Genomic DNA, 26,193 nt, shown 5'->3' with positions numbered 1-26,193 from the left:
CGTGGGGGGTGGTGTATGCCACACAACACGACACGCCCGGGGTAACGCGACGTTTCGGAGGTGTGACGAAAGCAATGTTCTAAAGGTATGACGGTGTGTCAGATACTGGTGCTCGCGGGCTGCCGGATCGTCAATGGGGCCGACCGGAACTCGGGCCGGGCGACCGACCCGGACCCCGCGCGACATGAGTGTCAAGGAGTTGCGCCACGTGGACGTCGAGTTCAGCGACGAGCAGCAGGAGATTCGCAAAGCGCTCCGGGACGTGTTCGATCGGCACAGCGATTCGCCCGCCGTCCGGGCGGTGATGGCCACCGAGACCGGCTACGACGCCGAGGTGTGGCGACGCGTGTGCGAGCAGACCGGGTTGGCCGGTCTCGCGATTCCGGAGCAGTACGGCGGGGTCGGTTTCGGCTTCACCGAGTTGGTGGTGGCGCTGGAGGAGATGGGCCGCGCGCTCTTCCCCTCGCCGTTCCTGGCGTCGTCGGTGCTGACCGCGTACGCGCTCGTGCACGCGGGCGACGAGGCGGCGCGGGCCGAATACCTGCCGGGCCTGGCCGCCGGCGAGACGCTCGGGGCGCTGGCTCTGGCCGAGCCGGGGCGGCGGGATGTGCGCGCGGTGGAGATGGCGGCGCGGGCCGACGGTGACGGGTGGCGCCTGGACGGTGTCAAGACGCACGTGATCGACGGGCTGATCGCGGATCTGATCGTGGTGGGCGCACGGGTCAATGGCGACCTGGCGCTGTTCACGGTGGATCGGGACGCGGCCGGGTTGACGCGCACGGCGCTGCCGACGCTGGACCAGACGCGCAAGCAGGCGCGGTTGACCTTCGCGGACACGCCCGCCCGGCTGTTGGGCGCGGTCGGCGCGGAAGCGGCCCTGGAGCGGGTGCTGGCGCTGGCCGAGATCGCGGTGGCCGCGGAGGCGGTCGGCGGGGCGGGGCGGTGCCTGGAGGCGACCGTGGAGTACACGAAGGGGCGCGTGCAGTTCGGGCGGCCGATCGGGTCTTTCCAGGCGATCAAGCATCGCTGCGCGGATCTGTACGTCGAGGTCGAGACGGCGCGTTCGGCGCTGTACTACGCGGCGTGGGCGGCTACGGAGGCGGAGGCATCGGGGCTTGGCTCGCCGGGGGAGTTGGCGGTGATGGCGCCGTTGGCGATGACGACGGCCACTGCGGCGTATCGGCATGTCGCCGAGGAGATGATCCAGTTGCACGGGGGCGTCGGGTTCACGTGGGAGTACGACTGCCATCTGTATCTGAAGCGGGCGATCACCTCGGCGCACGTGCTCGGGGAGCGCGGGGCGCAGCGGGAACGGATCGCGGCGCTCGCGGGGATCTAGCCGGGTCCGGCTCGCCTTGTCCTCAAGCGCCGGACGGGCTGGGTTTGCTCGGCTCGGATCCGTGGGCTGTGGTTGAACCCGGTTGTCCTCAAGCGCCGGACGGGCTGGGGTTGCTTGGTCCTGATCCGTGGGTTGCGGTTTAGAGCGTTGTCCTCAAGCGCCGGACGGGCTGGGGTTGCTCGGTTCGGATCCGTGGGTTGCGGTTTAGAGCGTTGTCCTCAAGCGCCGGACGGGCTGGGTTTGCTCGGCTCGGATCCGTGGGCTGTGGTTGAACCCGGTTGTCCTCAAGCGCCGGACGGGCTGGGGTTGCTTGGTCCTGATCCGTGGGTTGCGGTTTAGAGCGTTGTCCTCAAGCGCCGGACGGGCTGGGGTTGCTCGGTTCGGATCCGTGGGTTGCGGTTTAGAGCGTTGTCCTCAAGCGCCGGACGGGCTGGGGTTGCTCGGTTCGGATCCGTGGGTTGTGGTTGAACCCGGTTGTCCTCAAGCGACGGACGGGCTGGGTTCGAGGGTTGTGGTTCTCGAGCGCCGGGCGGGCTGGGGGCAGCCCGTCCGGCGGTTGAGGGCCCCTGGGGTTACCGCGTGGGGGGCTTCTTTCCTGTGACGCCCATGTAGACCAGCGTGGAGAGTGCCGGGCGGACGTCCTTCATCTTGATGTTCCAGGATTCGAAGCCCTTCTGGTGGCCGGCCACCGCCGCCAGCATGGCGACCAGCGTGCCCGCCATGGCGTTGGCGTGCACCTCCTCGCCGACCTTGCCCTTGGCCTGCATGTTCTCGATCGCCTCGGTGAGCGAGCCGGTGACCGCCGTGAGGATCTTCTGGCGCACCTTGTAGAACCGCTTGTCGCCCTCGGCCGACGCGAGGTCGACGACGCGCAGGATCGGCTCGTAGTCCCGCCAGAACTCCAGGAATCCGTCGGCCAGGGCCTCGGCGGCGGCGTAGCCGCCCTTGCCCGCCCAGCTCTGGTCCTCGGCGAGGGTCTTCAGCCGCTGGCCGTCCTTGGCCATGTCGTTGGCGATCTCCAGGATCGCGCTCTCGACATCCTGGAAGTACTGGTAGAAGGTGGCGGGAGAGGTGCCTGCCATACGGGCGACGTCGATGACCTTGACGTCCCGGTACGGAGACGTGTCGAGCATCTCGCGGAGGCAGTCGAGCAGCTTTTGCCGCGTCGCCTGTCCGCGTCGCCCGGCGACGCGGCCGTCGACGGTGCGAACTTGTCCTGTCATGCCGTCAGTTTACGGGCGCATGATCCGTACCGCTGTCCGCCGCACGGAGGAAAGCGGGCATTTCCCCGCCGCCGTGCATGAGCAGTTCAGCTCCGCTGACGTACCGTGACATCGGCGACGCGAGGAACAGACATACGTCCGCCACATCGCTCGGATCGGCCATCCGTCCGAGCGGGATGGTGTCCGCGACGCGCTGTACGCCGGCCTCGTCCCCGTAGTGCAGGTGGGCCTGTTCGGTCCGGACCAGGCCCACGATCACCGAGTTGAGGCGGATCTTCGGCGCCCACTCGACCGCGAGCGAGCGGGTGAGCGAATTCATCCCGGCCTTGGCCGCGCCGTAGGCCGCGGTGCCCGGCGAGGGGCGTACGCCGCTCACGCTGGAGATGTTCACGATCACCCCGCCGGTTTCCTGACGGTGCATCAAGCGGTGGGCGGCCTGGGCGAAATACAGCGGGCCGAGCAGGTTCAGCTCGATGATCGCGCGGGAGAAGCGCGGCGACGCGGTGGCCGCGTCGGTCTGCGGCGCGCCGCCCGCGTTGTTCACCAGTACATCGAGCCGGCCGAACCGTTCCTCGGTGAACGCCACCGCCGCGAACGCGGTGTCGGGGTCGCGCACGTCGGCCGGGGTGAACACCGCGCTGCGTCCGCCGACGCTCGGCAGCGTGTCCGGCGCCTGGCGCGAACACACCACCACGTCGGCGCCGGCGGCCAGGAAACGTTCGCTGATGCCCCGTCCGATGCCCTTGCCGCCGCCGGTGACGAGGACGACGCGTCCGCCCATGTCGAGCGGGTCGGTGGCGGAGGTCATGGTGGCTCCCGGAGGTCTGCGGTGTCGTGGGCGCCACGCTCGGTTCGTCTGGCGTGGGTCGCTCGGGGTCAACTATGGTGGCAGAAATCTGACGATCAGTCAGATCGGGTGGTGATGTGCCTCTCACGACCGGACGGCCGCGTCGGCCGCACCCGCCGGTACCGGGCGCATGACCGGCCGATCCGACGCACGCGGCCGAATGGATCTGGTTGCCATGGCTATCCGTTACGAGGTGCGTGAGGGCATCGCCGAGGTGGTGCTCGACGCACCCCCCGTCAACGCGCTCACCGTCGCCGGCTGGTTCGAACTCGCGGACCGGCTCCGCGAGGCGAGCCGCGACCGGCAGGTCCGGGTCGTGGTGCTCCGGGCCGAGGGACGCGGCTTCAACGCCGGCGTCGACATCAAGGAGATGTCCAACACCGAGGGCTTCGACGCGCTCGTGGGGGCCAACAAGGGCTGCTACGACGCGTTCGCCGCGGTGTACGACTGCGAGGTGCCGGTGATCGCGGCCGTGCACGGATTCTGCGTCGGCGGCGGCATCGGCCTGGTCGGCAACGCGGACATCGTGATCGCCTCGCACGACGCGTTCTTCGGCCTGCCCGAGGTGGACCGCGGCGCGCTCGGCGCGGCCACCCACCTGGCTCGGCTCGTCCCGCAGCACCGCATGCGGCAGATGGTCTACACGTCGGAGAACGCCCCGGCGGCCGAACTGCACGCGTACGGCTCCATCTACAAGCTGGTCGACCGGGACAAGCTGGTCGAGACCGCGTTCGAGGTGGCCCGCACGATCGCGGCCAAGAGCCCGACCGTGATCCGCGCCGCGAAGGCGTCGCTGAACGGCATCGACCCGGTCGACGTCAAGCGCTCGTACCGCTACGAGCAGGGCTTCACGTTCGAGCTGAACCTGACCGGCGTGTCGGACGAACTGCGCGACGCCTTCACCGAGGGCCGCGAAGCGGACACCTCGAAGTGACGCGGACCTCGCATCAGAGACGGGAGCAACCATCCATGGCCGACAAGCGCATGACGCCCGATCAGGTCGTCGCACAACTCTCCGACGGAATGACCGTCGGGATCGGCGGGTGGGGGTCGCGGCGCAAGCCGATGGCCCTGGTCCGGGCGATCCTGCGATCCGACCTCAAGGACCTGACCGTCGTCTCGTACGGCGGTCCCGACGTCGGACTGCTCGCCCGCGCCGGCAAGGCGCGCAAGCTCGTCTACGCGTTCGTCTCGCTCGACTCGATCCCGCTGGAGCCCAACTTCCGGCACGTCCGGGAGAACGGCCTGGTCGAGGCGGTCGAGTACGACGAGGGCATGTTCCTCACCGGGCTGCGCGCCGCCGCCCAGCGGCTGCCGTTCCTGCCCACCCGCGCGGGCCTGGGCTCGGACATCCTCACCGTCTCGCCGCACCTCAAGACGATCGAATCGCCGTACGGCGACGAGACGTTGGTCGCGATGCCCGCGCTGAACCTGGACGTCGCGCTGATCCACGCCAACGTCGCCGACGAGCGCGGAAATGCCGCGCTGACCGGCCCGGACCAGTTCATGGACGACCTGTTCTGCCTGGCGGCGGAGAAGGCGTACGTCTCGGCGGAGCGGGTGGTGCCGAGCGAGGAACTGCTCAAGGCGGCGGGCTGCGTACACACCCTGACCGTGCACCGCTACATGACGCACGGCGTGGTCGAGGCGCCGAACGGGGCGCACTTCACCGAGTGTCCGCCGGAGTACGGCCGTGATGAGGCGTTCCAGAAGGCGTACGCGACGGCCGCCGCCGACCCCGAGGCGTGGGCCGCGTTCGAGCAGCGCTTCCTGAAGGTCGAGAGCGAAGCGGCGTATCAGGCCGCCGTCGCGGAGTTCGCGAAGGAGAACGCCAAGTGAGCACCGACACCCTGACCGAGGCGACGCGCGCCGACGTGTGCGTGGCCGCCGTCGCGGACTGCTTCCGCGGCGACGGCGAGATCATCGGCAGCCCGATGGGCACCATCCCCACCATCGGCGCCCGGCTGGCCCGCGCCACTTTCGAGCCGGACCTGATGTTGTCCAACGGCGAGTCGTACTTCTTCGAGGGCGACGCCCGACTGGGCGCCAAGCCGGACGAGTTCGCCGTGGTCGGCTGGATCCCGTACCGCCAGGTGCTCGATGTGCTCGCCTCCGGGCGCCGGCACGTGATGATGGGCCCGGTGCAGATCGACGCGCACGGCAACGCCAACATCTCCGCGATCGGCGACTGGGCCAGGCCCAAGCGCCAGGTGCTCGGTTCGCGCGGCGGACCGGGCAACACGATCAACCACACGACCAGTTACTGGATCCCCAAGCACTCGGCGCGCGTGCTCACGCCGAAGGTGGACATGGTCTCCTGCGTCGGCTACGACCGGGCCGCGGCGACGGGTTCGGCGGGTCGTTTCCACGAGATCCGACGGGTCGTCACCAACCTGTGCGTGCTCGACTTCGAGACCGACACCAAGGTCATGCGGCTGCGGTCGGTGCACCCCGGGGTGAGCGTCGACGAGGTGGTCGAGGCGACCGGCTTCGAACTGGTGGTCCCGGCCGAGGTGCCCACCTCGCGGGTGCCCTCGGACGAGGAACTGCGGATCGTGCGCGAGGTGTTGGACCCGCGCGGGATGCGCCTGCGCGAGGTGCCGGCGTGAGCGCGGCGGACGGTATGAGCGGGACCGCCGGCCTGCACCCGGCGCTGCGGAACGGCTTCACCACGAAGTTCGGCGTCGAGTATCCCATCGTGCAGACCGGCATGGGCTACGTGTCCTACCCGAGCCTGGTCGCGGCCACCGCCGAGGCGGGCGGCCTGGGCATCCTGGCCTCGGCCACGATGACCTACGAGGAGTTGGTCGCGGCGATCGCGGCGGTGAAGAAGCGCACCGCCAAGCCGTTCGCGGTCAACCTGCGCGCGGACGCGCCGGACGCGGCCGAGCGGATCGACCTGATGGGTCGCGAGGGCATCAAGGTCGCCTCGTTCGCGCAGGCGCCGAAGAAGGACCTGATCGCACGGGCGCACGACCTCGGCATGCTGGTGGTGCCCTCGATCGGCGCCAAGCGGCATGCGCAGAAGGTCGCCGAGTGGGGCGTCGACGGGGTGATCGTGCAGGGCGGCGAGGGCGGCGGCCACACCGGCTCGATCCCGACCACGCTGCTCCTGCCGCAGGTCACCGACGTGCTCCGGGGCAGCGACGTCACGGTGATCGCGGCCGGCGGCTTCTTCGACGGGCGCGGCCTGGTCGCGGCGCTCGCGTACGGCGCCGACGCGATCGCGATGGGCACCCGCTTCCTGCTCACCTCGGACAGCCCCGTGGGCAACGCGGTCAAGGACGTCTACCTCGCCACGGACGTGGGCGGCACGGTGGTGTCCAAGGAGGTGGACGGCGTTCCGCACCGGGTGCTGGCCACCGACTTCGTCAAGCGGCTCGAACAGCGCTCGGTGCTCGCCCGCTATCCGCGCTCGATCGCCAACGCGCTGCGGTTCCGCAAGCTCAGCGGCGCCAGACTCACCGACATGGCCCGCGAGGGCCTGGCGATGAAGAAGTCGCAGGGATTGAGCTGGCCGCAGGTGCTGATGGCGGCCAACACGCCGATGTTGCTCAAGGCCGCGATGGTGGACGGCCGACCGGACCTGGGCGTGATGGCCTCCGGCCAGGTGGTCGGGGTGATCGAAGACCTGCCCTCGTGCGCGGAGTTGATCGACCGGATCACCGCGCAGGCGAGCGGGATCCTGTACGACCTGGAGGCCGCCCGGGTCTGACCCCACGCCGCCCCCACCGCCGGCACCGCCCCCGTGGGCGGTGCCGGCGGCATGTCCGGCCGTATTCGGCCGAGTTCGCCGCAAACGACCCCGCCCCGCCGACGCCCTCGCCGCTCCGGGGGGTGGGTCTGGACCCACCCCTGCTCGGGGTCCCGGCGCAGTGTTCCGCGACCCGTCCGCCGACAGACTCGAACTGTCAGCGGGAAGCAGAGCGCATTCAAGAGGGGACCTGACAATGGCCAAGCAGCCGGCGACCGTTCGTGTCGCACGATGGAGCGCCACCCACCCGTGGCGGGCGATCACCATGTGGATCGTGTTCGTCGCCGTCTGCCTGGTCGTCGGCGGCGCGGCGGGCACCGAGAAGACCACCAAGTCCGACATGGGCACCGGCCAGTCCGGCCGCGCCGACCAGATCGCCCGGCAGTACGGCCTCTACGGCGCGGCGAGCGAGAACGTGCTGATCACCGCGAAGAGCGGCGAGCTGGACCGGGCCGCGGCGAACAAGGTCGCCGCCGAGGTCACCGACAAGCTGAAGGCGCTGCCCGAGGTCGCCGAGGTCTCCGCGCCGATCCCGGCCACGAACGGCAAAGCGCTGCTGGTGCCGCTCACCATGAAGGGGTCGGCCGACAAGGCCCAGGACCACATCGACCCGTTGCTGAAGGCGACGGAGAGTGTGCAAAAGGCGCACCCCGACCTGCGGGTCGAGGAGATCGGCGACGCCTCGATCGGCAAGGGCATCCAGGACCAGATCGCCGAGGACCTCGGCAAGGCCGAGGTGTTCAGCCTGCCAATCACCCTGGTCATCCTGATGGTCGCGTTCGGTGCGATGATCGCCGCCGCGGTGCCGGTGCTGCTGGCGATCTCCGCGGTGGGCGCCTCGATCGGTCTGTACGGCCTCGCCTCCACGGTCTTCCCCGACGCGGGCTCGGTGTCCAGCATCATCCTGATGATGGGCATGGCGGTCGGCGTCGACTACTCGCTCTTCTACGTCAAGCGCGAGCGTGAGGAGCGGGCCAAAGGCCGCGGCCGGATCGACGCGATCGAGATCGCCGCGGCCACCTCCGGACACGCCGTGGTGGTCTCCGCGATCGCGGTGATCGTCTCGATGGCCGGCATGTACATCGCCGACGACGCGGTCTTCTCCAGCCTGGCCACCGGCGGCATCATCGTGGTCGCGGTCGCCATGATCGGCTCGCTCACGGTGCTGCCCGCCCTGCTCGCCAAGCTGGGCAACACCATCGACCGGCCGCGAGTGCCGATCCTGTGGCGGCTGACCGCCCGCGCCGACCGCGAGCCGCGCGTGTGGAAGGCCATGCTGCGCCCGGCGCTGAACCACCCCAAGGCCACCCTCCTGGTGTCGGTGATCGCCCTCGGCGCGCTGGCCCTGCCGGCCTTCGGGATGAAGCTGCAGAACACCTCCGATGACGACTTCCCGCGCTCGATGGCCACGATGCAGACCTACGACCGGATGACCGACGCCTACCCGAACAAGCACAGCCCGTACAACCTGATCGCCCTCGCCCCGGCCGGCAAGGAGAAGGAGACCCGCGCCGCGCTGGACAAGGCGGTCGCGCAGACCCGCACCAACCCGCTGTTCGCCAAGGACCCGGTCGAGGTACTGGTCTCCGAGGACGGCCACGCGTTCAAGGCCGACGTGATCGTGCCGCACATCTCCAGCTCCAAGGAAGCCAAGACGGCACTGAAGCAACTGCGGGACACCGTGCTGCCGAACACCGTCGGCAAGGTGGCGGGCGCGGAGTTCGCGGTCTCCGGCGAGACGGCGCTGAACAAGGACTTCGCCGACCACGTGCAGGAGAAGCTGCCGCTGGTGATCGGCTTCGTGCTGCTGCTGACCTTCGTGATGATGTCGGTGACGTTCCGCTCGGTGGTGGTCGCGCTCACCGCGATCGCGATCAACCTGCTCTCCGCGCTGGCGTCCTTCGGCTTCCTGGTCGTGGTCTTCCAGCACACCTGGGCCGAGAAGTACCTGGACTTCCACTCCAGCGGCGCGATCATCTCCTGGCTGCCGCTGTTCCTGTTCGTGGTCCTGTTCGGCCTGTCGATGGACTACCACGTCTTCGTGGTCAGCCGGATCCGCGAGGCGGCCATGCAGGGGATGTCCACCAAGGCGGCGGTGGAGCGCGGCATCACCAGCTCGGCCGGCGTGATCACCAGCGCGGCGATCGTGATGGTCTCGGTCTTCCTGGTCTTCGGCACGCTGAGCATGCTCGACATGAAGCAGATGGGCATCGGCCTGGCCGCCGCGGTCCTGATCGACGCGATCGTGGTCCGGATCGTGATCCTGCCCTCGCTGATGACCCTCCTGGGCCGGGCCAACTGGTGGCCCAGCCGGGTCCCGCGGGTCCACGCCCCGCAGCAGACCGCGCAGTACCCGACGTACGAACGCCAGGGATACCAGCGTCAGTTCTGATCCCGCACCTCCCCCCCAGCGAGCGCGGCCACCGTTCCCCCCGGTGGCCGCGCTCCTTCATGTGCGCGGCGAAGCGCGCGGGCGGAACGGGGTCAGCCCAGGCGTTCGATGATGGTGACGTTGGCCTGGCCGCCGCCCTCGCACATGGTCTGCAGGCCGTAGCGGCCTCCGGTGCGCTCCAGGTGGTGCAGCAGGGTGGTCATCAGGCGGGCGCCGGTGGCGCCGAGCGGGTGGCCCAGGGCGATCGCGCCGCCGTTGGGGTTGACCTTCTCGTGCGGGGCCTTGATGTCCTTCATCCAGGACAGCACCACCGGCGCGAACGCCTCGTTGATCTCGACCGCGTCGATGTCGTCGATGCCCAGGCCGCACTTGGCGAAGGCGTACTCCGTGGCCGGGATCGGCGCGGACAACATCTCGATCGGGGACGCGCCGCGCACGCTCATGTGGTGGATCCGGGCACGCGGGGTGAGGCCGTAGCGCTTCAGCGCCCGCTCCGAGACGATCAGCAGCGCCGCCGCCCCGTCGGAGATCTGCGACGCGACGGCGGCGGTCATCCGGCCGCCCTCCATCAGCACCTTCAGCTCCGCCATCTTCTCCAGGGTGGTGCCCCGGCGCGGCGGCTCGTCGACCGAGACCACGGTGCCGTCCACGTCGATCGGCGCGATCTCCTTCTCGAACCACCCGTTGTCGATCGCGTGGATCGCCCGCTCGTGCGACGCGAGCGCGAAGTGCTCCATCTCCTCGCGGGAGATGTCCCACCGCTTCGCGATCAGCTCGGCGCCGTGGAACTGGTCGACGGGCTCGTCGCCGTAGCGCGCCGCCCAGCCCTTGGAGCCGGAGAACGGGTCGGTGAACCCGAGCGGCTTCGCCGAGGTCATCGCCGCGCCGATGGGGATCTGGTTCATGTTCTGTACGCCGCCGGCGATCACCACGTCCTGGGTGCCGGACAGCACACCCTGCGCGGCGAAGTGGATCGCCTGCTGCGAGGAGCCGCACTGCCGGTCGATGGTGACCCCGGGCACCGCCTCGCTGTAGCCGGCGGCGAGCCACGCGGTACGGGCGATGTCGCCCGCCTGCGGGCCGATGGTGTCCACACAGCCGAAGACCACGTCCTCGACCGCGTCCGGGTCGATGCCGCTGCGCTCGACCAGCGCGGTGAGCGCATGCGCGCCCAGGTCGGCCGGATGCACCCCGGACAGGCTGCCCTTCTTGCGACCGACCGGCGTACGGACCGCGTCGACGATGTATGCCTCGGCCACTGGGGCCTCCTTTGATCCTCGTTGTTTCCGCGGCCGACCGCCTCGGTCGCGTGTCCGATCACACGCCGCGCACGCTGTCGCCACACCGCGTACAGCAGCTAACCTGACGACCCGTCAGTTATGCTACCCGTGTCCGACCGGGTTTCGACCTGTGTGTCCTCGGTCTCACACCCGTCGAGGGAGTCGCCCAGTGGATCTCGAATTCACCGAGCAGGAGCAGGAGTTCCGCCGGGAGGCGCGCGCCTGGCTGACCGCCAACGTGCCCGCCGAGCCACTGCCGTCGATGGACACCCGCGAGGGCTTCCTGGCCCACCGCGCTTGGGAGCGCAAGCTCTTCGACGCGCGCTGGGCGGTGGTGTCCTGGCCCCGGGAGTACGGCGGGCGCGAGGCGGGTCTGACCGAGTGGCTGATCTTCGAGGAGGAGTACTACCGCGCCGGCGCCCCCGGCCGGGTCAGCCAGAACGGCATCTTCCTGTTCGCCCCGACCCTCTTCGAGTTCGGCACCCGGGAGCAGCAGGACCGCTACCTGCCCGCGATGGCCGCCGGCGAGGAGATCTGGGTCCAGGGCTGGTCCGAGCCGGAGGCCGGCTCCGACCTGGCCAACGTGCGCTCGCGCGCGGAGCGGGACGAGGAGCGCGGCGGCTGGCGGCTCAGCGGCCAGAAGATCTGGAGCTCGCGCGGCACCTACGGGCACCGCCTGTTCGGCCTGTTCCGCACCGACCCCCAGGCGCAGCGGCACCGCGGCCTGACCTACTTCATGGTCGACCTCGCGGCCGAGGGCGTGACGGTACGCCCGATCCCGCAGCTCGACGGCGAGCCGGGCTTCGCCGAGGTCTTCCTGGACGACGTCTTCGTCCCCGACGCCGACGTGCTCGGCGGGGTGGACGAGGGCTGGAAGATCATGATCGCCACCACCGGCAGCGAGCGCGGCCTCAACCTGCGCAGCCCGGGCCGCTTCGTGGCTCCCGCGAACCGGCTGATCGAGCTGTACAGGCGCGACCCGCGCCCGGCCGAGCGGGACGCGGTGGTGCGGGCCTGGATGGACGCGGACGCGTACCGGCTGTTCACCTTCGGCACGGTCACCAAGCTCCAGGCGGGCGGTGCGATCGGCGCCGACTCCTCGATCAACAAGGTCTTCTGGTCCGAGATGGACGTCGAGCTGCACGCGACCGCGCTGCGCCTGCTCGGCGAGGCGGGCGGACTGGACGACGGCGACGGCGGCTGGCTGGACGGCTTCCTGTTCGCGCTCGGCGGGCCGATCTACGCCGGCACCAACGAGATCCAGCGCAACACGATCGCCGAGCGCATCCTCGGCCTGCCCCGAGCGAAGTAGAAGGGTCCCGACGATGCGCCTCGCATACACCGAAGACCAGGAACTGTTCCGCGACACGGTCCGCGACTTCCTCGCCGACCGGTGCACCACGGCGGACGTGCGCGCCGCGTGGGCCGCCGATACCGCGATCTCCGCGCGCTGGGTCGAACTCGCCAAGGTCGGCGTGACCGGCATCGTGGTCCCGGAGGAGCACGACGGCCTGGGCATGGGCGACGAGGAACTGGCCGCCGTGCTGGTCGAGGCCGGCCGGGCCGCGCTGCCCGAACCGCTGCTGGAATCCGCGGTCGCGGCCGGCCTGCTGGCCGAGTTCGCGCCCGACGCCGGGTGGTTGGCCGAGATCGCGGCCGGTCGGGCGGCGGCCTCCGTGCTGCTGCCGGGACAGCGCCTCGCGGTCGAGGCGGCGGCCGCCGACGTCCTGGTGATCGGCCTGGCCGACGGCGACCTGCACGTGGCGACGCCGGCCGACTGCGTGCTGACCGCGCAGCGCTCGGTCGACCGCAGCCGCAAGCTCTTCACGGTCGACTTCACGCCGACCGCACGCACCCTGGTGGCCTCGGGCACACAGCGCGCGCTGGCCCGGGCGGCGGACCGGGGCGCGCTCGGCGCCGCGGCGCAACTGCTCGGCCTGACCCGGCGGATGCTGGACACCACCGTCGAGTACGCCAAGCAGCGGGTCCAGCGCGGTGTGCCGATCGGCTCGCACCAGTCGGTCCAGCACCACCTGGCCAACGTGCTGATCAAACTGGAGTTCGCCCGCCCCGTGGTGCTGCGCGCCGCCTACTCGCTGGCCCGCGACCTGCCCTCGGCGGCCCGCGACGTGTCGATGGCGAAGATCTACGCGGGCGAGGCGGCCGACCTCGCGGCCCGCAACTGCCTCCAGGTGCACGGCGCGATCGGCTACACCGAGGAACACGACCTGCAACTGTTCATGAAGCGAGCCTGGGCACTGGGCACCGCGTGGGGCGACGCGGGCGTACACCGCGACCGGATCGCGGCGGACCTCCTCGGCGACGCGCCGGCCCCGCCCACACCCGCGTTCTGACCCACCCCGTTGGACTGACGACGCATCAGGCGGCCGTCGTCACGCGCGAACGCCCCCGGTTCCCTGGCGAATCGGGGGCATTCGTGTGTTCGGGGCGGTGCTCGACCTGCGAGGATCGGCACGGCCCCGGGGAGGCGCGCGACTCGTCCGATGGGACCATCGATCCAGGGCCCTACCTTCCCGACACCGTGTGGAGCGGAAGGAGTCGCCATGCCCAATGCCGTCACCGATCACCTGCGCGGACGCAGGCTGCGGGGCAGCGCGTGGTTGGAGAGCGACGAGCGGTTCCGGGTCGAGTATCGCCGGATGCGCCGCCGGGTCCCCGTCTACCGCGCGGTCATCGGCGTGCTGCGCGTGCTGCACCGGCTCACCGCGGACGAGGTCCAGGCACGCGCGAGGATGACGGTCACCTGGTGGCCCCGGATCGGCCCGGACGGCGGGATCTACGCCATGCCGAAGCTGTGGACCATGAAGGAGGGCGGCGACGCCGAGCCCGATCCGCCCGCGACCGAAGCCGAGATGTGGCGGCGGCTCGCGTCCGGCGGGTTGCGCCCGCCGGTGGTGAAGGACGGCGTACGACCGTCCGGTAGCGCGAACGAACTGCGCCGCAACGCCTCGTTCGCGGCACGCCTGGCTCGCGCGGTCTCGGCCGACGAATGGCCGCAGATGATCCACGAGTACGAGCGCCGCCGCACGGTTCTTCGGCAACTGCGGCGGGGCGTCGTCCCCGAGGGCAACCGGCTCGTCGAGTCCGGCGCGGTTCCCCGGGGGGCGCGGCCGCCCCTGTTCGGCTATGCCCGCCAGCACTGGGTCGGTGATCGACCGCTGGACGAGGCGTCCGACCGGCTCATGGACGAGGCCTGGGTGTTGAACCGGACGCCGCCGCCGCTGCACCGACCCTGGAGCGCCGGTCGGAGGCGAAACGCGGGCGCGTTCTTTGGTCCGATGTTCGGCGAACTGGGGCGTACGGTTCCGGGCGCGGAGGCCAACCCGGAGTTCCTGAGCCTGCGCGCCGCCTATGGCGTGTGGTGGGCGGGCGCCGCCTCCAAGCGCAACGAGGCCCGCGTACTGCGCGGGTCGCGAGTGGTCCGCGCGCGGGACCTGGTGCGGTTCGCGCACACCGAACTGCACCACCTCGGCCTGGCGCCGAAGCCCGAGACGGGCCCCGGGTGGGTCCGGCCCTGGGAGCCGCCGAGGCCGGTCGAGGTCACCGACGAGGTGATCACGGCCGTGGCCGCGGTCGGGAAGTCGGGGGCGCGGGGCGCCGATTCGCAGACCCTGGCGAGCGAGCCGGAACCCCCGGGCGGCGCCGGCACGCGGCAGACGCCGGTGCGGGACGCCACCCGGGCGGTCATCACGGCGAAGGGGCTCGCCGCGCCCCTGCCGAGCAGCGTCCCGATGCGCGCCCGCCGCGCCTACGACCGCCGGGTGCGGCCCGGCGGCAGCCTCGAAGAGGCCATCGGCCGGGCCGTCACGGCCGGCGACGGCGTACGGGCCAGACCCTCACGCGGGCTCCCGGGCATGGACCCCGTCCCCGACGGTCGCACCCCCGGCGTGCATCCGTGGCTGCCCGCGCCGGGCTCGTCGGGCGATCTGCCCGGTGGCTCGTCCGACCCGACTCGCGGCACCTTCTCGTCCGGCCGGTCGCGGGACGACGTGGGGCGCGGCAGGTCACTGGAGCGGTAGCGAACGCCCTCGGATCGCCCGTACCGGTGCTCAGCGCACCCGGAAGTCCTTGCTGCGGCCCTGGAACAGGCCCGCCTGCTCGGACCAGTCCAGGTTGCCCAGTTCGATCAGGTGCGGGGCCATGGTCAGGGCCTGGGTGCGGGTGAGGTCGCGGGCCGCCCAGATCGCGCGGATCGAGCCCTGGACGCCGTGTGGGGGATAGGACGCGATGGTCTCGGCGGCCCAGCGGGCGGTGTCGAGCAGGTCCGCGGCGGGGACCACCTGCGAGACCAGGCCCGTTTCGTACGCCCGCTGGGCGCTCATCCGCTCGGCGTTGCCGAGGAGGGTGAGCCGCATGACCTCGCCCAGCGGCATGCGCTGCGCCAGATGCATCGACTCGAACCCGGAGACCATGCCGTACGTGGTGTGCGGGTCGAAGAACGTCGCCCCCTCCGCCGCGATCGCGAACTCGCACTCGCCCAGCAGGTAGAACGCGCCGCCGCAGGCCATCCCGTTGACCGCGACGATCACCGGCTTCCACAGGTCGGAGAACTTCGGGCCGACTCGGAGCATCGGGTCGTCCATCATGTACGGCGACGACGGCTGCGGGATGTCCACACCGCGGTCGATGCCCGTGCAGAACGCCTTGTCGCCCGCGCCGGTGAGCACCACGCAGCGCACGTCGTCGTCGTGCCGCAGGTCCCGCCACAACGTGTGCAACTCGTCGATCATGGTGATGTCGAACGCGTTGTGCCGGTCGGGGCGGTTCAACGTCACCCACGCGACGCCGTTCTCCTGCTCGTAGCCCAGCGTCTCGAACTTGCGCATAGCTCAGCCCTCAATCATCGGTCGCCACCGCTTCGCGGTGGTGTGCGTCTCGATCGCCGCGATGCCGCTTCCCTCGCCGCCATGATCTGACGTACCGTCAGGTTCAATCAACCTCTGGCCTCTCCGGGAGCGATCATGCAAGGGGACCTCGAGTGGGGCAGCATTCCTGCTCTCGTCGACAGCGCGGCGGACCGCTTCGGTGACCGTGAGGCCGTGGTGGACGGCAATGTACGGGTCACCTACACCGAACTGCGGGACCGCGTCCGGCGCGCCGCGGCCGCCGCCATCGCGGCCGGCGTCGGCAGGGGCGACCGGGTCGGCGTGTGGGCGCCGAACTCGCTGGACTGGATGGTGGCCGCGCTCGGCGCGCTCACCGCCGGCGGCGTCGTGGTGCCGATGAACACCCGGTACAAGGGCGCCGAGGCCAAGTACGTGCTGGCCAAGACGCACGCCAGGCTGCTGTTCGTCTCGGGCACCTTCCTCGGCTCGTCCTATGTCGGGATGTTGCGCCAGGCGGCGGGCGGCGCCGCCGAGGGCCGGCCGTTCGCGGACCTGCCGGACCTGGGCCGGGTGGTCGTACTCGCGGACACTGCGCCGGACGACTGCGTCTGCTGGGCCGACTTCCTGGCCGGCGGCGAGCGGATCACCGCCGCCGAGGTGGACGCCCGCAAGGCGAGCGTGGCCCCGGACGACACCGGCGACATCATCTTCACCTCCGGCACCACCGGCGCGCCCAAGGGCGTGATGACCACGCAGGCCCAGACGTTGCGGGTGTTCGACACCTGGGCGTCGGTGGTCGGGCTCACCGAGGGCGACCGGTATCTCGTGGTCAGCCCCTTCTTCCACACCTTCGGGTACAAGGCCGGGATCATCGCGAGCCTGATCAAGGGCGCCACGCTGATCCCGCAGGCGGTCTTCGACGCGGATGCCACGATGGCGCTGATCCAGCAGGAGAAGGTCACCGTGCTGCCGGGCGCGCCGACCATCTACACCTCGCTGCTCGACGCGGTGGCGCGGGAGGGGGCGACCGGCTACGACCTGTCCTCGCTGCGGCTCGCGGTCACCGGGGCGGCGGCGGTGCCGTTGTCCCTGGTCACCCGGATGGCCGAGGAGCTGGGCTTCGACTCGGTGCTCACCGCGTACGGGCTGACCGAGTCGTGCGGCACCGCCACGATGTGCCGCCAGGGCGACTCGGCCGAGACCATCTCGTCCACCTCGGGCCGGGCCATCCCGGGCGTCGAGGTGATCACCGTGGACGCGGACGGCAAGCCGACGGCGGTCGGCGAGTCGGGCGAGGTGTGGGTGCGCGGATACAACGTGATGACGGGCTACTTCGAGGACGTCGAGGAGACCGCGAAGGCGGTGGACGCGGACGGCTGGCTGCACACCGGCGACGTGGGCGTCCTGGACGAGCAGGGCAATCTGCGGATCACCGACCGGATCAAGGACATGTTCATCGTCGGCGGGTTCAACGCCTACCCGGCGGAGATCGAGTCGGTCCTGGCGGGGCACCCGGCGATCTCGGAGGCCGCGGTGGTCGGCGTCCCGGACGCGCGGATGGGCGAGGTCGGCAAGGCCTACCTGCTGCTGCGTCCCGGCGCCGAGGTCACCGCCGACGAGATCATCACGTTCTGCCGCCGCGAGATGGCCAACTACAAAGTGCCGCGCACGGTCGAATTCGTCACCGAACTTCCCCGCAACCCGGGCGGCAAGGTCCTGAAGTTCGAACTCCGGGCCCGGGCCGCCGAAGAGGCGACCCGCCGCTGAACCCCCGCACCCGCCGAGCCGCCGAGCCGCCGGCCCTTCGGGCCGAGCGGCCGGCGGCGCAACGACAAAACGCCCGTGTCGACCGAGGTCGAGCACGAGCGTCACGCGAATAAAACCTACGAGGTGGGCTCCCTGCGTCGGCATTGTCCGAACAGGTGCTAGGGGTCGCCTTCCGGTCCATTCGACTTTCGGGCCTCTCAGCCTGACCATCCGTCCTCGGCCAACCACTCCGAAGGCGCTGTTCGGTCAAGCTCCCTCGCTCGCCCCGTAGGCTTCTTTCAGGGTACTTCCATCCAAAGCGGACATCAAGGGGTTTGCCGAACGGATCGCCGCCGACTCCTATTTCCCCTCGAACTGCGCCGGCCGGCGGGCGGCCTTGGCCGCGTAGCCCGCCACCGAGTCGTCCGATACCAGGGTCAGTGCCGCCGACATCGCGGTCAGGCCCAGGGCCGCGTCCAGGTTGGCGTCGGCGAAGGTGTCGATGCTGCGTTTGATGCCCTGTACCGCCAGGGGCGCGTTGGCCGCGATCTCCTCCGCCACGGCCCGTGCGGCCTGGTCCAGGTCGGCCGTCGGCACCACCTCCTGGACCAGGTTCAGCCGCGCGGCCAGTGCCGCGTCGATCCGTCGCCCGGTCAGCGACAGCAGCTTGGCCCACCCGGCGCCGGCCTCGCGGGCGATGCGGATGTCGCCGCCGGCGTCCACCGCGACCCCGATCTGCGCCTCGGGCAGCGCGAACCGCGCATCGTCCGCCGCGATCCGGATGTCCGCCATCAGCGCCAACTCGAACCCGAAGCCCAGGCAGTAGCCCTGGACGGCCGCCACCACCGGCTGCGGCAGCCGCGCGAAGGCGCGAAACCGCTCGTGTACCCAGCGCAGACCCTCGTAGTAGTTGCGCGTGCGCTCCGCCCCCGAGCGTCCGGTGATCGCACCGCCGGGCGCGGTCACGTCGATGCCCGCGCAGAACGCCCGCCCCTCGGCCCGCAGCAGCACCACCCGGATGCGCTCGTCGAAGCGGATCCGGTCGGCCATGATGCCCAACTGCCGGGTCGCCTCCCAGCTCCACGCGTTCAACTTCTCCGGCCGGCACAGGGTCAACGACGCGATGCCCGTGCCCTCGTCCACCTCCAGGCGCATGCGCTCCTCGGCCGCGTCGATGCTCGGGTCGGTGGTGTTGATCACGGTGCGGTTCCTCCTGGAGCGGTCTTTCGGCCTTGTCTGACGACCCGTTAGATCGGAGTATGTGACACGCGTTCGGCACAGTCCATCGATGTCCGTCGATCTCGCCCGACCTCTTTCCCCGAGCCCCCACTCGACTCCTCTCGCACCTTCGGAGGCACTCCCATGGCCGCGATCCTGCCCCCGGGCACCCTGCACGTCGGCATGCAGCTGCCCATCCAGTCGCAGAGCCGGCTGTACGCGGAAGCCTGGGAGGACGGCGCCGGGCCCGACGAACTCGCCGCGCTCGCCCGCGCCTGCGACCGGGCCGGCTTCGCCTACATCGCGGTCTGCGACCACACCGCGATCCCGCGCGGCCACGCCGGCGCGATGGGCACCGAGTGGTGGGACACGATGACCACGCTCGGCTGGCTCGCCGGGGTCACCGAGCGGATCCGGCTGATCAGTCACGTGTCGGTGCTCGCCTACCGGCACCCGATGATGTCCGCCAAGGCGTTCGCCACGCTGGACCGGATCTCGAAGGGCCGCGCCATCGTCGGCGCCGGCGCGGGCCACGTCGAGGCCGAGTTCGAGATGCTCGGGGTCGACTTCAAGACCCGGGGCAAGGCGCTGAACGAGGCACTGGAACTGCTCGACCTCGCGCTGCGCGAGGAATACGTGACCTTCGCGGGGCAACACTGGCGGGTGGACGACATGGGCGCCCGGCCGCGTCCGGTGCAGACCCCCCGGCCGCCGATCTGGATCGGCGGCTCGGCCGGCGCCGCGCTCAAGCGGGTGGCCCAGTACGGCGACGGCTGGCTGCCGCAGGGCAGCCCGCGCGGGACCTACCCGGCGCAGCTGGCCGAACTGCGGCGCTACCGCGAGGAGTTCGGCCGCTCGGACGAGCGCCTGGACATCGGCGCGATTACCGAGATGATCTACGTCGGCGAGGCCGGCTGGGACGTCGGCGCACACACCCTCACCGGCGGCGCGGACAAGATCGCCGAGTCGCTGCGCTGGTACGGCGAGCAGGGCGCGAACCAGATCCAGGTCCGCTTCCGCAGCCGGGACCTGGCCGAACTGCTGGACCAGATCGCCCGGTTCGCCGCCGAGGTGGCTCCCCACCTGTCCTGACGCACCATCACTCTTCCTTCTCCGAAAGGTCTTCGCATGGGCAAGCTGGACGGCAGGGTGGTCCTGATCACCGGCGCGGCACGCGGACAGGGTGTGGCCGAGGCCCGCCTGTTCGCGGCCGAGGGCGCGCGGGTGGTCCTCGGCGACATCCTGGACGAGGCGGGCGAGGCGGCGGCGAAGGAGATCGGTGACGCGGCGCGCTACGTGCACCTGGACGTGTCGAACGAGGACGACTGGCGGCGGGCGGTGGAGGCCGCCGTCGCCGCGTTCGGCCGGCTCGACGGACTGGTCAACAATGCCGGGATCCTCGCCTTCGAGCCGATCGAGGAGATGTCCCGGGAGGCATATCTGCGGATCGTCGAGGTGAACCAGCTCGGCACGTTCCTGGGCATGAAGGCGGCGCTGCCCGCGATGCGCGCGGCGGGCGGGCCGGGCACGATCGTGAACATCGCCTCCTACGCGGGCCTGGCCGGCATGGAGGGCCTTGTCGCGTACGCCTCGACCAAGGGCGCGGTCCTGGCGATGACCCGGGTGGCCGCCCTGGAGGCCGCCCCGCACATCCGGGTCAATGCGATCTGCCCGGGCGGTGTCCGTACCCCGATGACCAATCCGGGGGACATCGAGGGCCTGCCCACCCGGCCGCCCGCGCCGGGCGAGCCGGACCCGGTGAGCGAGGTCTTCGGCGGCATACCTCTGGCCCGCATCGGCGAACCCGACGAGATCGCCGCCGCGGCGCTGTACCTCACCGGACCCGACAGTTCCTATATGACCGGCACCCACATCGTCGTCGACGGCGGCTGGATGGCCGGCGTGAAGCTCTTCTGACGCCGTTTTCGGAGCATCGGGATATGCCGTTGTGGCATATCTCGGGTGAGCCCCGTCTCATCCCGTGCGGACCCCTGGCGACCCCGAATATCTGACGTACCATCAGCTTCGTGGGGCGGCCGGACCACGCGTGCGGACGCGGTGCGCCGGCCGCGTGCGCAGGCACCACCGAGGGCAGCAACACCGAGGGCAGAGGAGCTTCGCCATGCTGGACCACGTCATCACCGGAGCCACCGTCGTCGACGGGACGGGCGCGCCGTCCTTCCTGGGTGACGTGGGCATCAGGGACGGTCGCATCGTCGCGGTCACCCCCGCCGGCGGCATCACCGAGGAAGCCGCGAGCACCGAGAACGCCGAGGGCCTGGTCCTGGCCCCCGGCTTCGTCGACCCGCACACCCACTACGACGCCCAGCTGCACTGGGACCCGTACGCCACCCCCTCGGTCAACCACGGCGTGACCACGATCATCGGCGGCAACTGCGGCTTCACTCTCGCGCCCCTCAAGGCCGAGGACGCCGACTACACGCGCCGGATGATGGCCAAGGTCGAGGGCATGGCGCTGCCCGCGCTGGAGAACGGCGTGGACTGGAGCTGGGAGACCTTCGCCCAGTACCTGGACAAGCTGGAGGGCCGGATCGCGGTGAACGCGGGCTTCATGGCCGGCCACTGTGCGATCCGCCGCTACGTGATGGGCGCCGACTCGGTCGGCAAGGAGGCCACGCCCGAGCAGATCGCGGCGATGGTGGCGGAGCTGGGCAAGGCGATGGAGGCCGGCGCGCTCGGCTTCTCCACCGGCCAGTCCAACCACACCGACGGCGACGGCAACCCGGTGCCCTCGCGGCACGCCACGCCCGCCGAGATCCTGGCGCTGTGCGAGGAGGTCGGCAAGCACGAGGGCACCCAGCTCGAAGTCATCGTGGCCGGCTGTCTGGACAAGTTCTCCGACGACGAGATCGACCTGCTGGTCAAGATGACCACCACGGCCGGCCGCCCGATGAACTGGAACGTGCTCACCGTCGACTCGGCCGCGCCCGACCGCGCCCCCCGGCAGATCTACGCGTCGGAGAAGGCCAAGGAGGCGGGCGGGCGGATCGTGATCCTGACCATGCCGGTCCTGGTCCCGATGAACATGTCGTTCCTGACCTACTGCGCGCTCAACCTGATCCCGGGCTGGGGCCCGATCCTGTCCCTGCCGGTGCCCGAGCGGATCGCCAAGCTGCGCGACGCCGACGTACGCGCGGAGATGTTGCGCAACGCGGACAGCCCCGAGGCGGGCGTCTTTCGCCGACTGGCCGACTTCGGCCGCTACGTCATCGGCGACACCTACTCCGAGGCGAACGAGGGCCTGTCCGGCCGGGTGGTCGCCGACATCGCCAAGGAGCGCGGCCAGGACGACTTCTGGACGCTGATCGAGATCTGCATCAACGACGACCTGCGCACGGTGTTGTGGCCGATGCCCACCGACAACGACCAGGCGTCGTGGGATCTGCGGCAGCAGGTGTGGGACAACGAGCACGTGATCCTGGGCGGCTCGGACGCCGGCGCGCACCTGGACCGCATGTGCGGCGCGACCTACACCACCCGCTTCCTCGGCGACATGCTGCGCGGGCGCAAGCTGGTCTCGCTGGAGCGCGCGGTGCAGATGCTCACCACCGAGCCCGCCGAACTCTTCGGCCTCAAGGACCGCGGCCGGATCGCCGAGGGCTTCCACGCCGACCTGGTCCTGTTCGACCCGGCCACGGTCGGCTCCGGCCCGGCCCGCCTGATGCACGACCTGCCCGGCGACAGCCCGCGCCTGACGAGCGAGTCCACCGGAGTGGTCAGCGTCCGCGTCAACGGCGTCGAAACCATCCGCGACGGCCAGACCACCGGCGCCGCCAACGGCACCCTGCTCCGCAGCGGCAAGGACACCGTCACGGTCTCGGTCTGACCGCCGACCGAAAGACCCGGCGGCGTACGGGGGTCCTCCCGTACGCCGCCGCTCCATGCGTCGGACGCGGCTCTGCCGACGATCTGTTCGGTGTTGTGCCATTCGGGTGACCTTCGGGCGACTCGCTCGTTGGAGTGTTCGGACCAGACAAGGACCGTGCCGGTGGTCGTGGAGAGTGTCACAATCGGGGCAGGTCGGGGCGACACGAAGGCGGTGCTACGAATGGCGGCTCTCCCCGCGCAGTCGCACGTCCAGCCCTGGACTGTGGACGAATGGATCGCTCTCAACGAGGACGCGCCGGACGGCAGCCGGTACGAACTCGTCGACGGGAGCGTGCTCATGAGCCCCGCACCATCCATGGGCCATCAGCTCGCCGGGGATCGCCTGGCCCGGATCCTGACGGATGGCGCCCCGAGAGGGCTCCTGCCGGTGACGGCCACCGGTATCGCGATGGGCGACCGCACGGCCTTGATCCCCGACATTCTCGTCGTCGATCTCGCGGCCTTCGCCGACGGTGCCAAGGTGCCTGATCCTTCGCAGGTGCACCTGGTCGTCGAGATCGTTTCTCCCTCCACCACGACCACGGACCGCACCCTCAAGCCCGCCAAGTACGCTGCCGCAGGCATCCCGCACTTCTGGCGTCTGGAGATGGTGCGTTTCCGTGGACTCGGGATCGATCGGCTCCCTGTGCTGTTCACCTACGCGCTCGACGCCGATCGGGAGTATCGACTGACCCGACGGCTCGCCGCCGGTACCGCCGCCAAGATCGAGGAACCCTTCCCGGTCACGCTCGATCCGGCGGACCTCGTCGTCTCGTAGTTCCTCGCCCGAGCCCGAGCCGATTCCTCGGTCGATGCCCGCTGCCCGGGCGGGCCGATCCATCGCGCCCTCCACCCGCCACGTGACGTGCGACACGAGTCGGGATGGGCATGGATCGGGGCCGCCTACGCTTGGTTCTTTCGGGGGCGACGTCGGGTCGGCTCCCGGATGTCGGCGGCGCGGAGCACGTCTCGGCCCGCCGATCCAACCCGCGCAGCAGCGACGACAGCGAGGTGTCGCATGACCCCGACTCCCAACGAGGGACGTCCCACCGAGAGTTCGATGCGGCGCGCGCTGCGACGCGCCCGCGACGGGGTCATGCTCGACGTCTCCGAGGCGGCCGTGCTCCTGCACGCCCGCGACGCCGATCTGGCCGACCTGTGCGCCTCGGCCGCGCGTGTGCGCGACGCCGGTCTGGAGGCGGTCGGCCGCGCCGGGGTGATCACCTACAGCCGCAAGGTGTTCATCCCGCTCACCCGGCTGTGTCGGGACCGCTGCAACTACTGCACCTTCGTCACCGTCCCGGGCAAGCTCCGGCGCGAGGGCCACGGGATGTTCCTCAGCCCCGACGAGGTGCTCAAGATCGCCCGCGACGGCGCCGCGCTCGGCTGCAAGGAAGCCCTGTTCACCCTCGGCGACCGACCCGAGGACCGCTGGCCCGAGGCACGCGAGTGGCTGGACGCGCACGGATACGACGACACGCTCGCCTATGTCCGGGCGATGTCGATCCGGGTCCTGGAGGAGACCGGCCTGCTGCCGCACCTGAACCCCGGGGTGCTCTCCTGGACCGACTTCCAACGGCTCAAGCCGGTCAGCGCGTCGATGGGGATGATGCTGGAGACCACCGCGACCCGGCTGTGGTCCGAGCCCTCCGGCCCCCACTACGGCTCGCCCGACAAGGAACCGGCCGTGCGGCTGCGGGTGTTGGAGGACGCCGGCCGCTCCAACGTGCCGTTCACCACCGGCCTGCTGATCGGCATCGGCGAGACGATGACCGAGCGGGCCGAGTCGATCTTCGCGATGCGCAAGGTCGCCCGGCAGTACGGCTCGATCCAGGAAGTGATCCTCCAGAACTTCCGCGCCAAGCCGGACACGGCGATGCGCGCCACCCCCGACGCCGATCTGGTCGAGTTGGCCGCCGCGATCGCCGTCTCGCGGATCGTGCTCGGGCCGAAGATGCGGGTGCAGGCGCCGCCGAACCTGATCGGCGACGAGTACGCGCTGATGATCGCGGCCGGCATCGACGACTGGGGCGGGGTCTCGCCGCTCACGCCCGACCACGTCAATCCCGAACTCGCCTGGCCGCAGATCGAGTTCCTGGCGGCGCGCACCGCCGAGGCGGGCTTCACGCTGCACGAGCGGCTGAACGTGTACCCCGAGGTGATCCTGCGCGGCGAACCGTGGGTCGACCCCCGGGTGTTGCCGCACGTGCGCGCGCTGTCCGACCCGGAGACCGGTCTCGCGATCGAGGGCCGCAACCCCGAGGGCCTGCCCTGGCAGGAACCCGAGGACATCTTCGCCGCCGCGTCCGGCCGCACCGACCTGCACGAGACGATCGACACCACCGGCCGCACCACCGACCGGCGCGACGACTTCGACAACGTCTACGGCGACTGGGACGCGCTGCGCGAGCAGGTCGCCGCCGGCCCCACCGGATCGGTGGTCCGGCTCGACTCGGAGGTGCGCGAGGCACTGTCCCGGGCCGCCGCCGAACCGACCCGGCTGACCGACGACCAGGCCCTCGCGCTGTTCCACTGCGACGGCCCCGCGATGGACGAACTCGCCCGGATCGCCGACGACTTGCGTCGCGAGGTGAACGGCGACGAGATCACCTACATCGTCAACCGCAACATCAACTTCACCAACGTCTGCTACACCGGCTGCCGGTTCTGCGCGTTCGCCCAGCGGCGCACCGACGCCGACGCGTACACCCTGTCCCTGGACCAGGTGGGCGAGCGGGCCGAACAGGCGTGGGCGGTCGGCGCGACCGAGGTCTGCATGCAGGGCGGCATCCACCCCGACCTGCCCGGCACCGCCTACTTCGACATCGCCCGCGAGGTCAAGAAGCGGGTCCCGGGCATGCACGTGCACGCCTTCTCGCCGATGGAGGTGGTCAACGGCGCGACCCGCACCGGGATGTCCATCCGCGACTGGCTGACCGCCGCCAAGGAGGCGGGCCTGGACACCATCCCGGGCACCGCCGCCGAGATCCTGGACGACGACGTGCGCTGGATCCTGACCAAGGGCAAGCTGCCCGCCGCGACCTGGGTCGAGGTGGTCAAGACGGCGCACGAACTGGGCATCCGCAGCTCCTCGACGATGATGTACGGCCACGTGGACACCCCCGCGCACTGGCTCGGCCACCTGCGCCTGCTCGGCCGGATCCAGGACGAGACCGGCGGCTTCACCGAGTTCGTCACGCTGCCCTTCGTGCACACGAACGCGCCGGTGTACCTGGCCGGCATCGCCCGCCCCGGCCCGACCCTGCGGGACAACCGGGCCGTGCACGCGATGGCCCGCATCCTGCTGCACGGCAAGATCGACAACATCCAGACCAGCTGGGTCAAGCTCGGCGTCGAGGGCACCAACCTGATGCTCGAAGGCGGCGCCAACGACATGGGCGGCACGCTCATGGAGGAGACCATCTCCCGGATGGCCGGCGCCGACAACGGCTCGAAGAAGTCGATCGCCGAACTGGAGGCGATGGCCGCCTCGCTCGGCCGCCGCGCCCGGCAGCGCACCACCACCTACGGCGAGGTGGACGCCGAGCGGCAGGCCGTCGCCCGCCGCCACGACGAGGACGTCGACCGGATCATGCTGCCGATCCTGGGCTGAGCACGCGTACGCCCGCCCGCCGACTCCCCTTCCCGGGAGGGCCGGC

20 protein-coding genes are annotated in these 26,193 nt (G+C 70.7%); 15 read left to right on the top strand and 5 right to left on the bottom strand.

The features are described 5' to 3' along the window. Window positions 1-184 precede the first annotated feature (184 nt). Window positions 185-1,339, top strand: a complete 1,155-nt coding sequence (locus ACMXN5_RS13925) for an acyl-CoA dehydrogenase family protein (protein WP_439675524.1) — start codon at window positions 185-187, stop codon at window positions 1,337-1,339. Window positions 1,340-1,911: 572 nt separating this feature from the next. On the opposite strand, the gene ACMXN5_RS13920 is transcribed toward ACMXN5_RS13925, so the two are convergent. After that, a complete protein-coding gene (locus tag ACMXN5_RS13920) occupies window positions 1,912-2,562 on the bottom strand; it encodes a TetR/AcrR family transcriptional regulator (RefSeq protein WP_078976670.1) in 651 nt (216 codons plus the stop codon). Between the two features lie 4 nt (window positions 2,563-2,566). Then, entirely contained in the window at window positions 2,567-3,370 is an 804-nt protein-coding gene (locus tag ACMXN5_RS13915; RefSeq protein WP_379999260.1) for an SDR family oxidoreductase, read from the bottom strand. Between the two features lie 214 nt (window positions 3,371-3,584). Between ACMXN5_RS13915 and ACMXN5_RS13910 the strand changes: the two genes are divergently transcribed. The 5 genes from ACMXN5_RS13910 to ACMXN5_RS13890 all read left to right on the top strand — a co-directional run bounded on the left by ACMXN5_RS13910 (window position 3,585) and on the right by ACMXN5_RS13890 (window position 9,555). After that, entirely contained in the window at window positions 3,585-4,343 is a 759-nt protein-coding gene (locus ACMXN5_RS13910; RefSeq protein ID WP_379999262.1) for an enoyl-CoA hydratase family protein, read from the top strand. Window positions 4,344-4,378: 35 nt separating this feature from the next. After that, the gene (locus ACMXN5_RS13905; RefSeq protein ID WP_395794001.1) at window positions 4,379-5,248 is read left to right on the top strand and encodes a CoA transferase subunit A; all 870 of its coding nucleotides are present in this window, start codon (window positions 4,379-4,381) and stop codon (window positions 5,246-5,248) included. Further along, window positions 5,245-6,018, top strand: a complete 774-nt coding sequence (locus ACMXN5_RS13900; protein ID WP_439675523.1) for a CoA-transferase subunit beta — start codon at window positions 5,245-5,247, stop codon at window positions 6,016-6,018. The genes ACMXN5_RS13905 and ACMXN5_RS13900 overlap by 4 nt, the downstream gene beginning before the upstream one ends. A gap of 14 nt (window positions 6,019-6,032) precedes the next feature. Then, a complete protein-coding gene (locus ACMXN5_RS13895) occupies window positions 6,033-7,124 on the top strand; it encodes an NAD(P)H-dependent flavin oxidoreductase (RefSeq protein ID WP_439678004.1) in 1,092 nt (363 codons plus the stop codon). Between the two features lie 235 nt (window positions 7,125-7,359). Next, complete coding sequence (locus ACMXN5_RS13890; protein ID WP_439675522.1) at window positions 7,360-9,555, top strand: MMPL family transporter; 2,196 nt, start codon at window positions 7,360-7,362, stop codon at window positions 9,553-9,555. Window positions 9,556-9,647: 92 nt separating this feature from the next. Here the strand turns inward: ACMXN5_RS13890 and ACMXN5_RS13885 are convergent, their stop codons facing one another. Beyond that, complete coding sequence (locus tag ACMXN5_RS13885; protein ID WP_439675521.1) at window positions 9,648-10,814, bottom strand: acetyl-CoA C-acetyltransferase; 1,167 nt, start codon at window positions 10,812-10,814, stop codon at window positions 9,648-9,650. A 190-nt stretch (window positions 10,815-11,004) separates the two neighbouring features. Between ACMXN5_RS13885 and ACMXN5_RS13880 the strand changes: the two genes are divergently transcribed. The 3 genes from ACMXN5_RS13880 to ACMXN5_RS13870 all read left to right on the top strand — a co-directional run bounded on the left by ACMXN5_RS13880 (window position 11,005) and on the right by ACMXN5_RS13870 (window position 14,875). Next, the gene (locus ACMXN5_RS13880) at window positions 11,005-12,147 is read left to right on the top strand and encodes an acyl-CoA dehydrogenase family protein (RefSeq protein ID WP_439675520.1); all 1,143 of its coding nucleotides are present in this window, start codon (window positions 11,005-11,007) and stop codon (window positions 12,145-12,147) included. Between the two features lie 13 nt (window positions 12,148-12,160). Then, window positions 12,161-13,189 (top strand): acyl-CoA dehydrogenase family protein, encoded by a 1,029-nt coding sequence (locus ACMXN5_RS13875; RefSeq protein WP_439675519.1) that lies wholly within the window; start codon window positions 12,161-12,163, stop codon window positions 13,187-13,189. Between the two features lie 210 nt (window positions 13,190-13,399). Then, window positions 13,400-14,875 carry a hypothetical protein gene (locus ACMXN5_RS13870; RefSeq protein WP_439675518.1) on the top strand — a complete coding sequence of 492 codons (1,476 nt, stop codon included), beginning with the start codon at window positions 13,400-13,402 and terminating at the stop codon, window positions 14,873-14,875. 30 nt (window positions 14,876-14,905) lie between these two features. Here ACMXN5_RS13870 and ACMXN5_RS13865 read toward each other — a convergent pair whose 3' ends face one another. Next, window positions 14,906-15,682, bottom strand: coding sequence for an enoyl-CoA hydratase/isomerase family protein (locus tag ACMXN5_RS13865; RefSeq protein WP_439675517.1), 777 nt, complete (start codon window positions 15,680-15,682; stop codon window positions 14,906-14,908). A 135-nt stretch (window positions 15,683-15,817) separates the two neighbouring features. Here ACMXN5_RS13865 and ACMXN5_RS13860 point away from each other — a divergent pair, with 135 nt between their 5' ends. Further along, window positions 15,818-17,449 carry a FadD3 family acyl-CoA ligase gene (locus tag ACMXN5_RS13860; protein WP_439675516.1) on the top strand — a complete coding sequence of 544 codons (1,632 nt, stop codon included), beginning with the start codon at window positions 15,818-15,820 and terminating at the stop codon, window positions 17,447-17,449. Between the two features lie 339 nt (window positions 17,450-17,788). On the opposite strand, the gene ACMXN5_RS13855 is transcribed toward ACMXN5_RS13860, so the two are convergent. Then, a complete protein-coding gene (locus ACMXN5_RS13855; protein ID WP_439675515.1) occupies window positions 17,789-18,628 on the bottom strand; it encodes an enoyl-CoA hydratase/isomerase family protein in 840 nt (279 codons plus the stop codon). Between the two features lie 162 nt (window positions 18,629-18,790). On the opposite strand from ACMXN5_RS13855, the gene ACMXN5_RS13850 reads away from it, so the two are divergent. From ACMXN5_RS13850 to ACMXN5_RS13830, 5 genes are all read left to right on the top strand, one after another. Further along, complete coding sequence (locus ACMXN5_RS13850) at window positions 18,791-19,738, top strand: TIGR03619 family F420-dependent LLM class oxidoreductase (protein ID WP_439675514.1); 948 nt, start codon at window positions 18,791-18,793, stop codon at window positions 19,736-19,738. Window positions 19,739-19,774: 36 nt separating this feature from the next. After that, the gene (locus ACMXN5_RS13845) at window positions 19,775-20,563 is read left to right on the top strand and encodes a glucose 1-dehydrogenase (RefSeq protein WP_439675513.1); all 789 of its coding nucleotides are present in this window, start codon (window positions 19,775-19,777) and stop codon (window positions 20,561-20,563) included. 154 nt (window positions 20,564-20,717) lie between these two features. Continuing rightward, window positions 20,718-22,493: an N-acyl-D-amino-acid deacylase family protein gene (locus tag ACMXN5_RS13840; protein ID WP_439675512.1), complete on the top strand. Its 1,776-nt coding sequence runs from the start codon at window positions 20,718-20,720 to the stop codon at window positions 22,491-22,493. Window positions 22,494-22,649: 156 nt separating this feature from the next. Beyond that, window positions 22,650-23,312 (top strand): Uma2 family endonuclease, encoded by a 663-nt coding sequence (locus tag ACMXN5_RS13835; protein WP_439675511.1) that lies wholly within the window; start codon window positions 22,650-22,652, stop codon window positions 23,310-23,312. A 240-nt stretch (window positions 23,313-23,552) separates the two neighbouring features. Then, window positions 23,553-26,147 carry a bifunctional FO biosynthesis protein CofGH gene (locus ACMXN5_RS13830; protein ID WP_439675510.1) on the top strand — a complete coding sequence of 865 codons (2,595 nt, stop codon included), beginning with the start codon at window positions 23,553-23,555 and terminating at the stop codon, window positions 26,145-26,147. The last annotated feature ends 46 nt before the right edge of the window (window positions 26,148-26,193 follow it).

It is taken from the genome of Embleya australiensis, assembly GCF_051903075.1.
In the GTDB taxonomy this organism is placed as follows: Bacteria; Actinomycetota; Actinomycetes; order Streptomycetales; family Streptomycetaceae; genus Embleya.
This window is presented reverse-complemented; position numbering and strand designations above follow the sequence as displayed.

Bases quoted from the DNA above. Each gene is read 5' to 3' on its own strand.
- ACMXN5_RS13925 (WP_439675524.1), top strand. From the start codon at position 185: ATGAGTGTCAAGGAGTTGCGCCACGTGGACGTCGAGTTCAGCGACGAG.
- ACMXN5_RS13920 (WP_078976670.1), bottom strand. From the start codon at position 2,562: ATGACAGGACAAGTTCGCACCGTCGACGGCCGCGTCGCCGGGCGACGC.
- ACMXN5_RS13915 (WP_379999260.1), bottom strand. From the start codon at position 3,370: ATGACCTCCGCCACCGACCCGCTCGACATGGGCGGACGCGTCGTCCTC.
- ACMXN5_RS13910 (WP_379999262.1), top strand. From the start codon at position 3,585: ATGGCTATCCGTTACGAGGTGCGTGAGGGCATCGCCGAGGTGGTGCTC.
- ACMXN5_RS13905 (WP_395794001.1), top strand. From the start codon at position 4,379: ATGGCCGACAAGCGCATGACGCCCGATCAGGTCGTCGCACAACTCTCC.
- ACMXN5_RS13895 (WP_439678004.1), top strand. From the start codon at position 6,033: ATGAGCGGGACCGCCGGCCTGCACCCGGCGCTGCGGAACGGCTTCACC.
- ACMXN5_RS13890 (WP_439675522.1), top strand. From the start codon at position 7,360: ATGGCCAAGCAGCCGGCGACCGTTCGTGTCGCACGATGGAGCGCCACC.
- ACMXN5_RS13875 (WP_439675519.1), top strand. From the start codon at position 12,161: ATGCGCCTCGCATACACCGAAGACCAGGAACTGTTCCGCGACACGGTC.
- ACMXN5_RS13870 (WP_439675518.1), top strand. From the start codon at position 13,400: ATGCCCAATGCCGTCACCGATCACCTGCGCGGACGCAGGCTGCGGGGC.
- ACMXN5_RS13865 (WP_439675517.1), bottom strand. From the start codon at position 15,682: ATGCGCAAGTTCGAGACGCTGGGCTACGAGCAGGAGAACGGCGTCGCG.
- ACMXN5_RS13860 (WP_439675516.1), top strand. From the start codon at position 15,818: ATGCAAGGGGACCTCGAGTGGGGCAGCATTCCTGCTCTCGTCGACAGC.
- ACMXN5_RS13850 (WP_439675514.1), top strand. From the start codon at position 18,791: ATGGCCGCGATCCTGCCCCCGGGCACCCTGCACGTCGGCATGCAGCTG.
- ACMXN5_RS13845 (WP_439675513.1), top strand. From the start codon at position 19,775: ATGGGCAAGCTGGACGGCAGGGTGGTCCTGATCACCGGCGCGGCACGC.
- ACMXN5_RS13830 (WP_439675510.1), top strand. From the start codon at position 23,553: ATGACCCCGACTCCCAACGAGGGACGTCCCACCGAGAGTTCGATGCGG.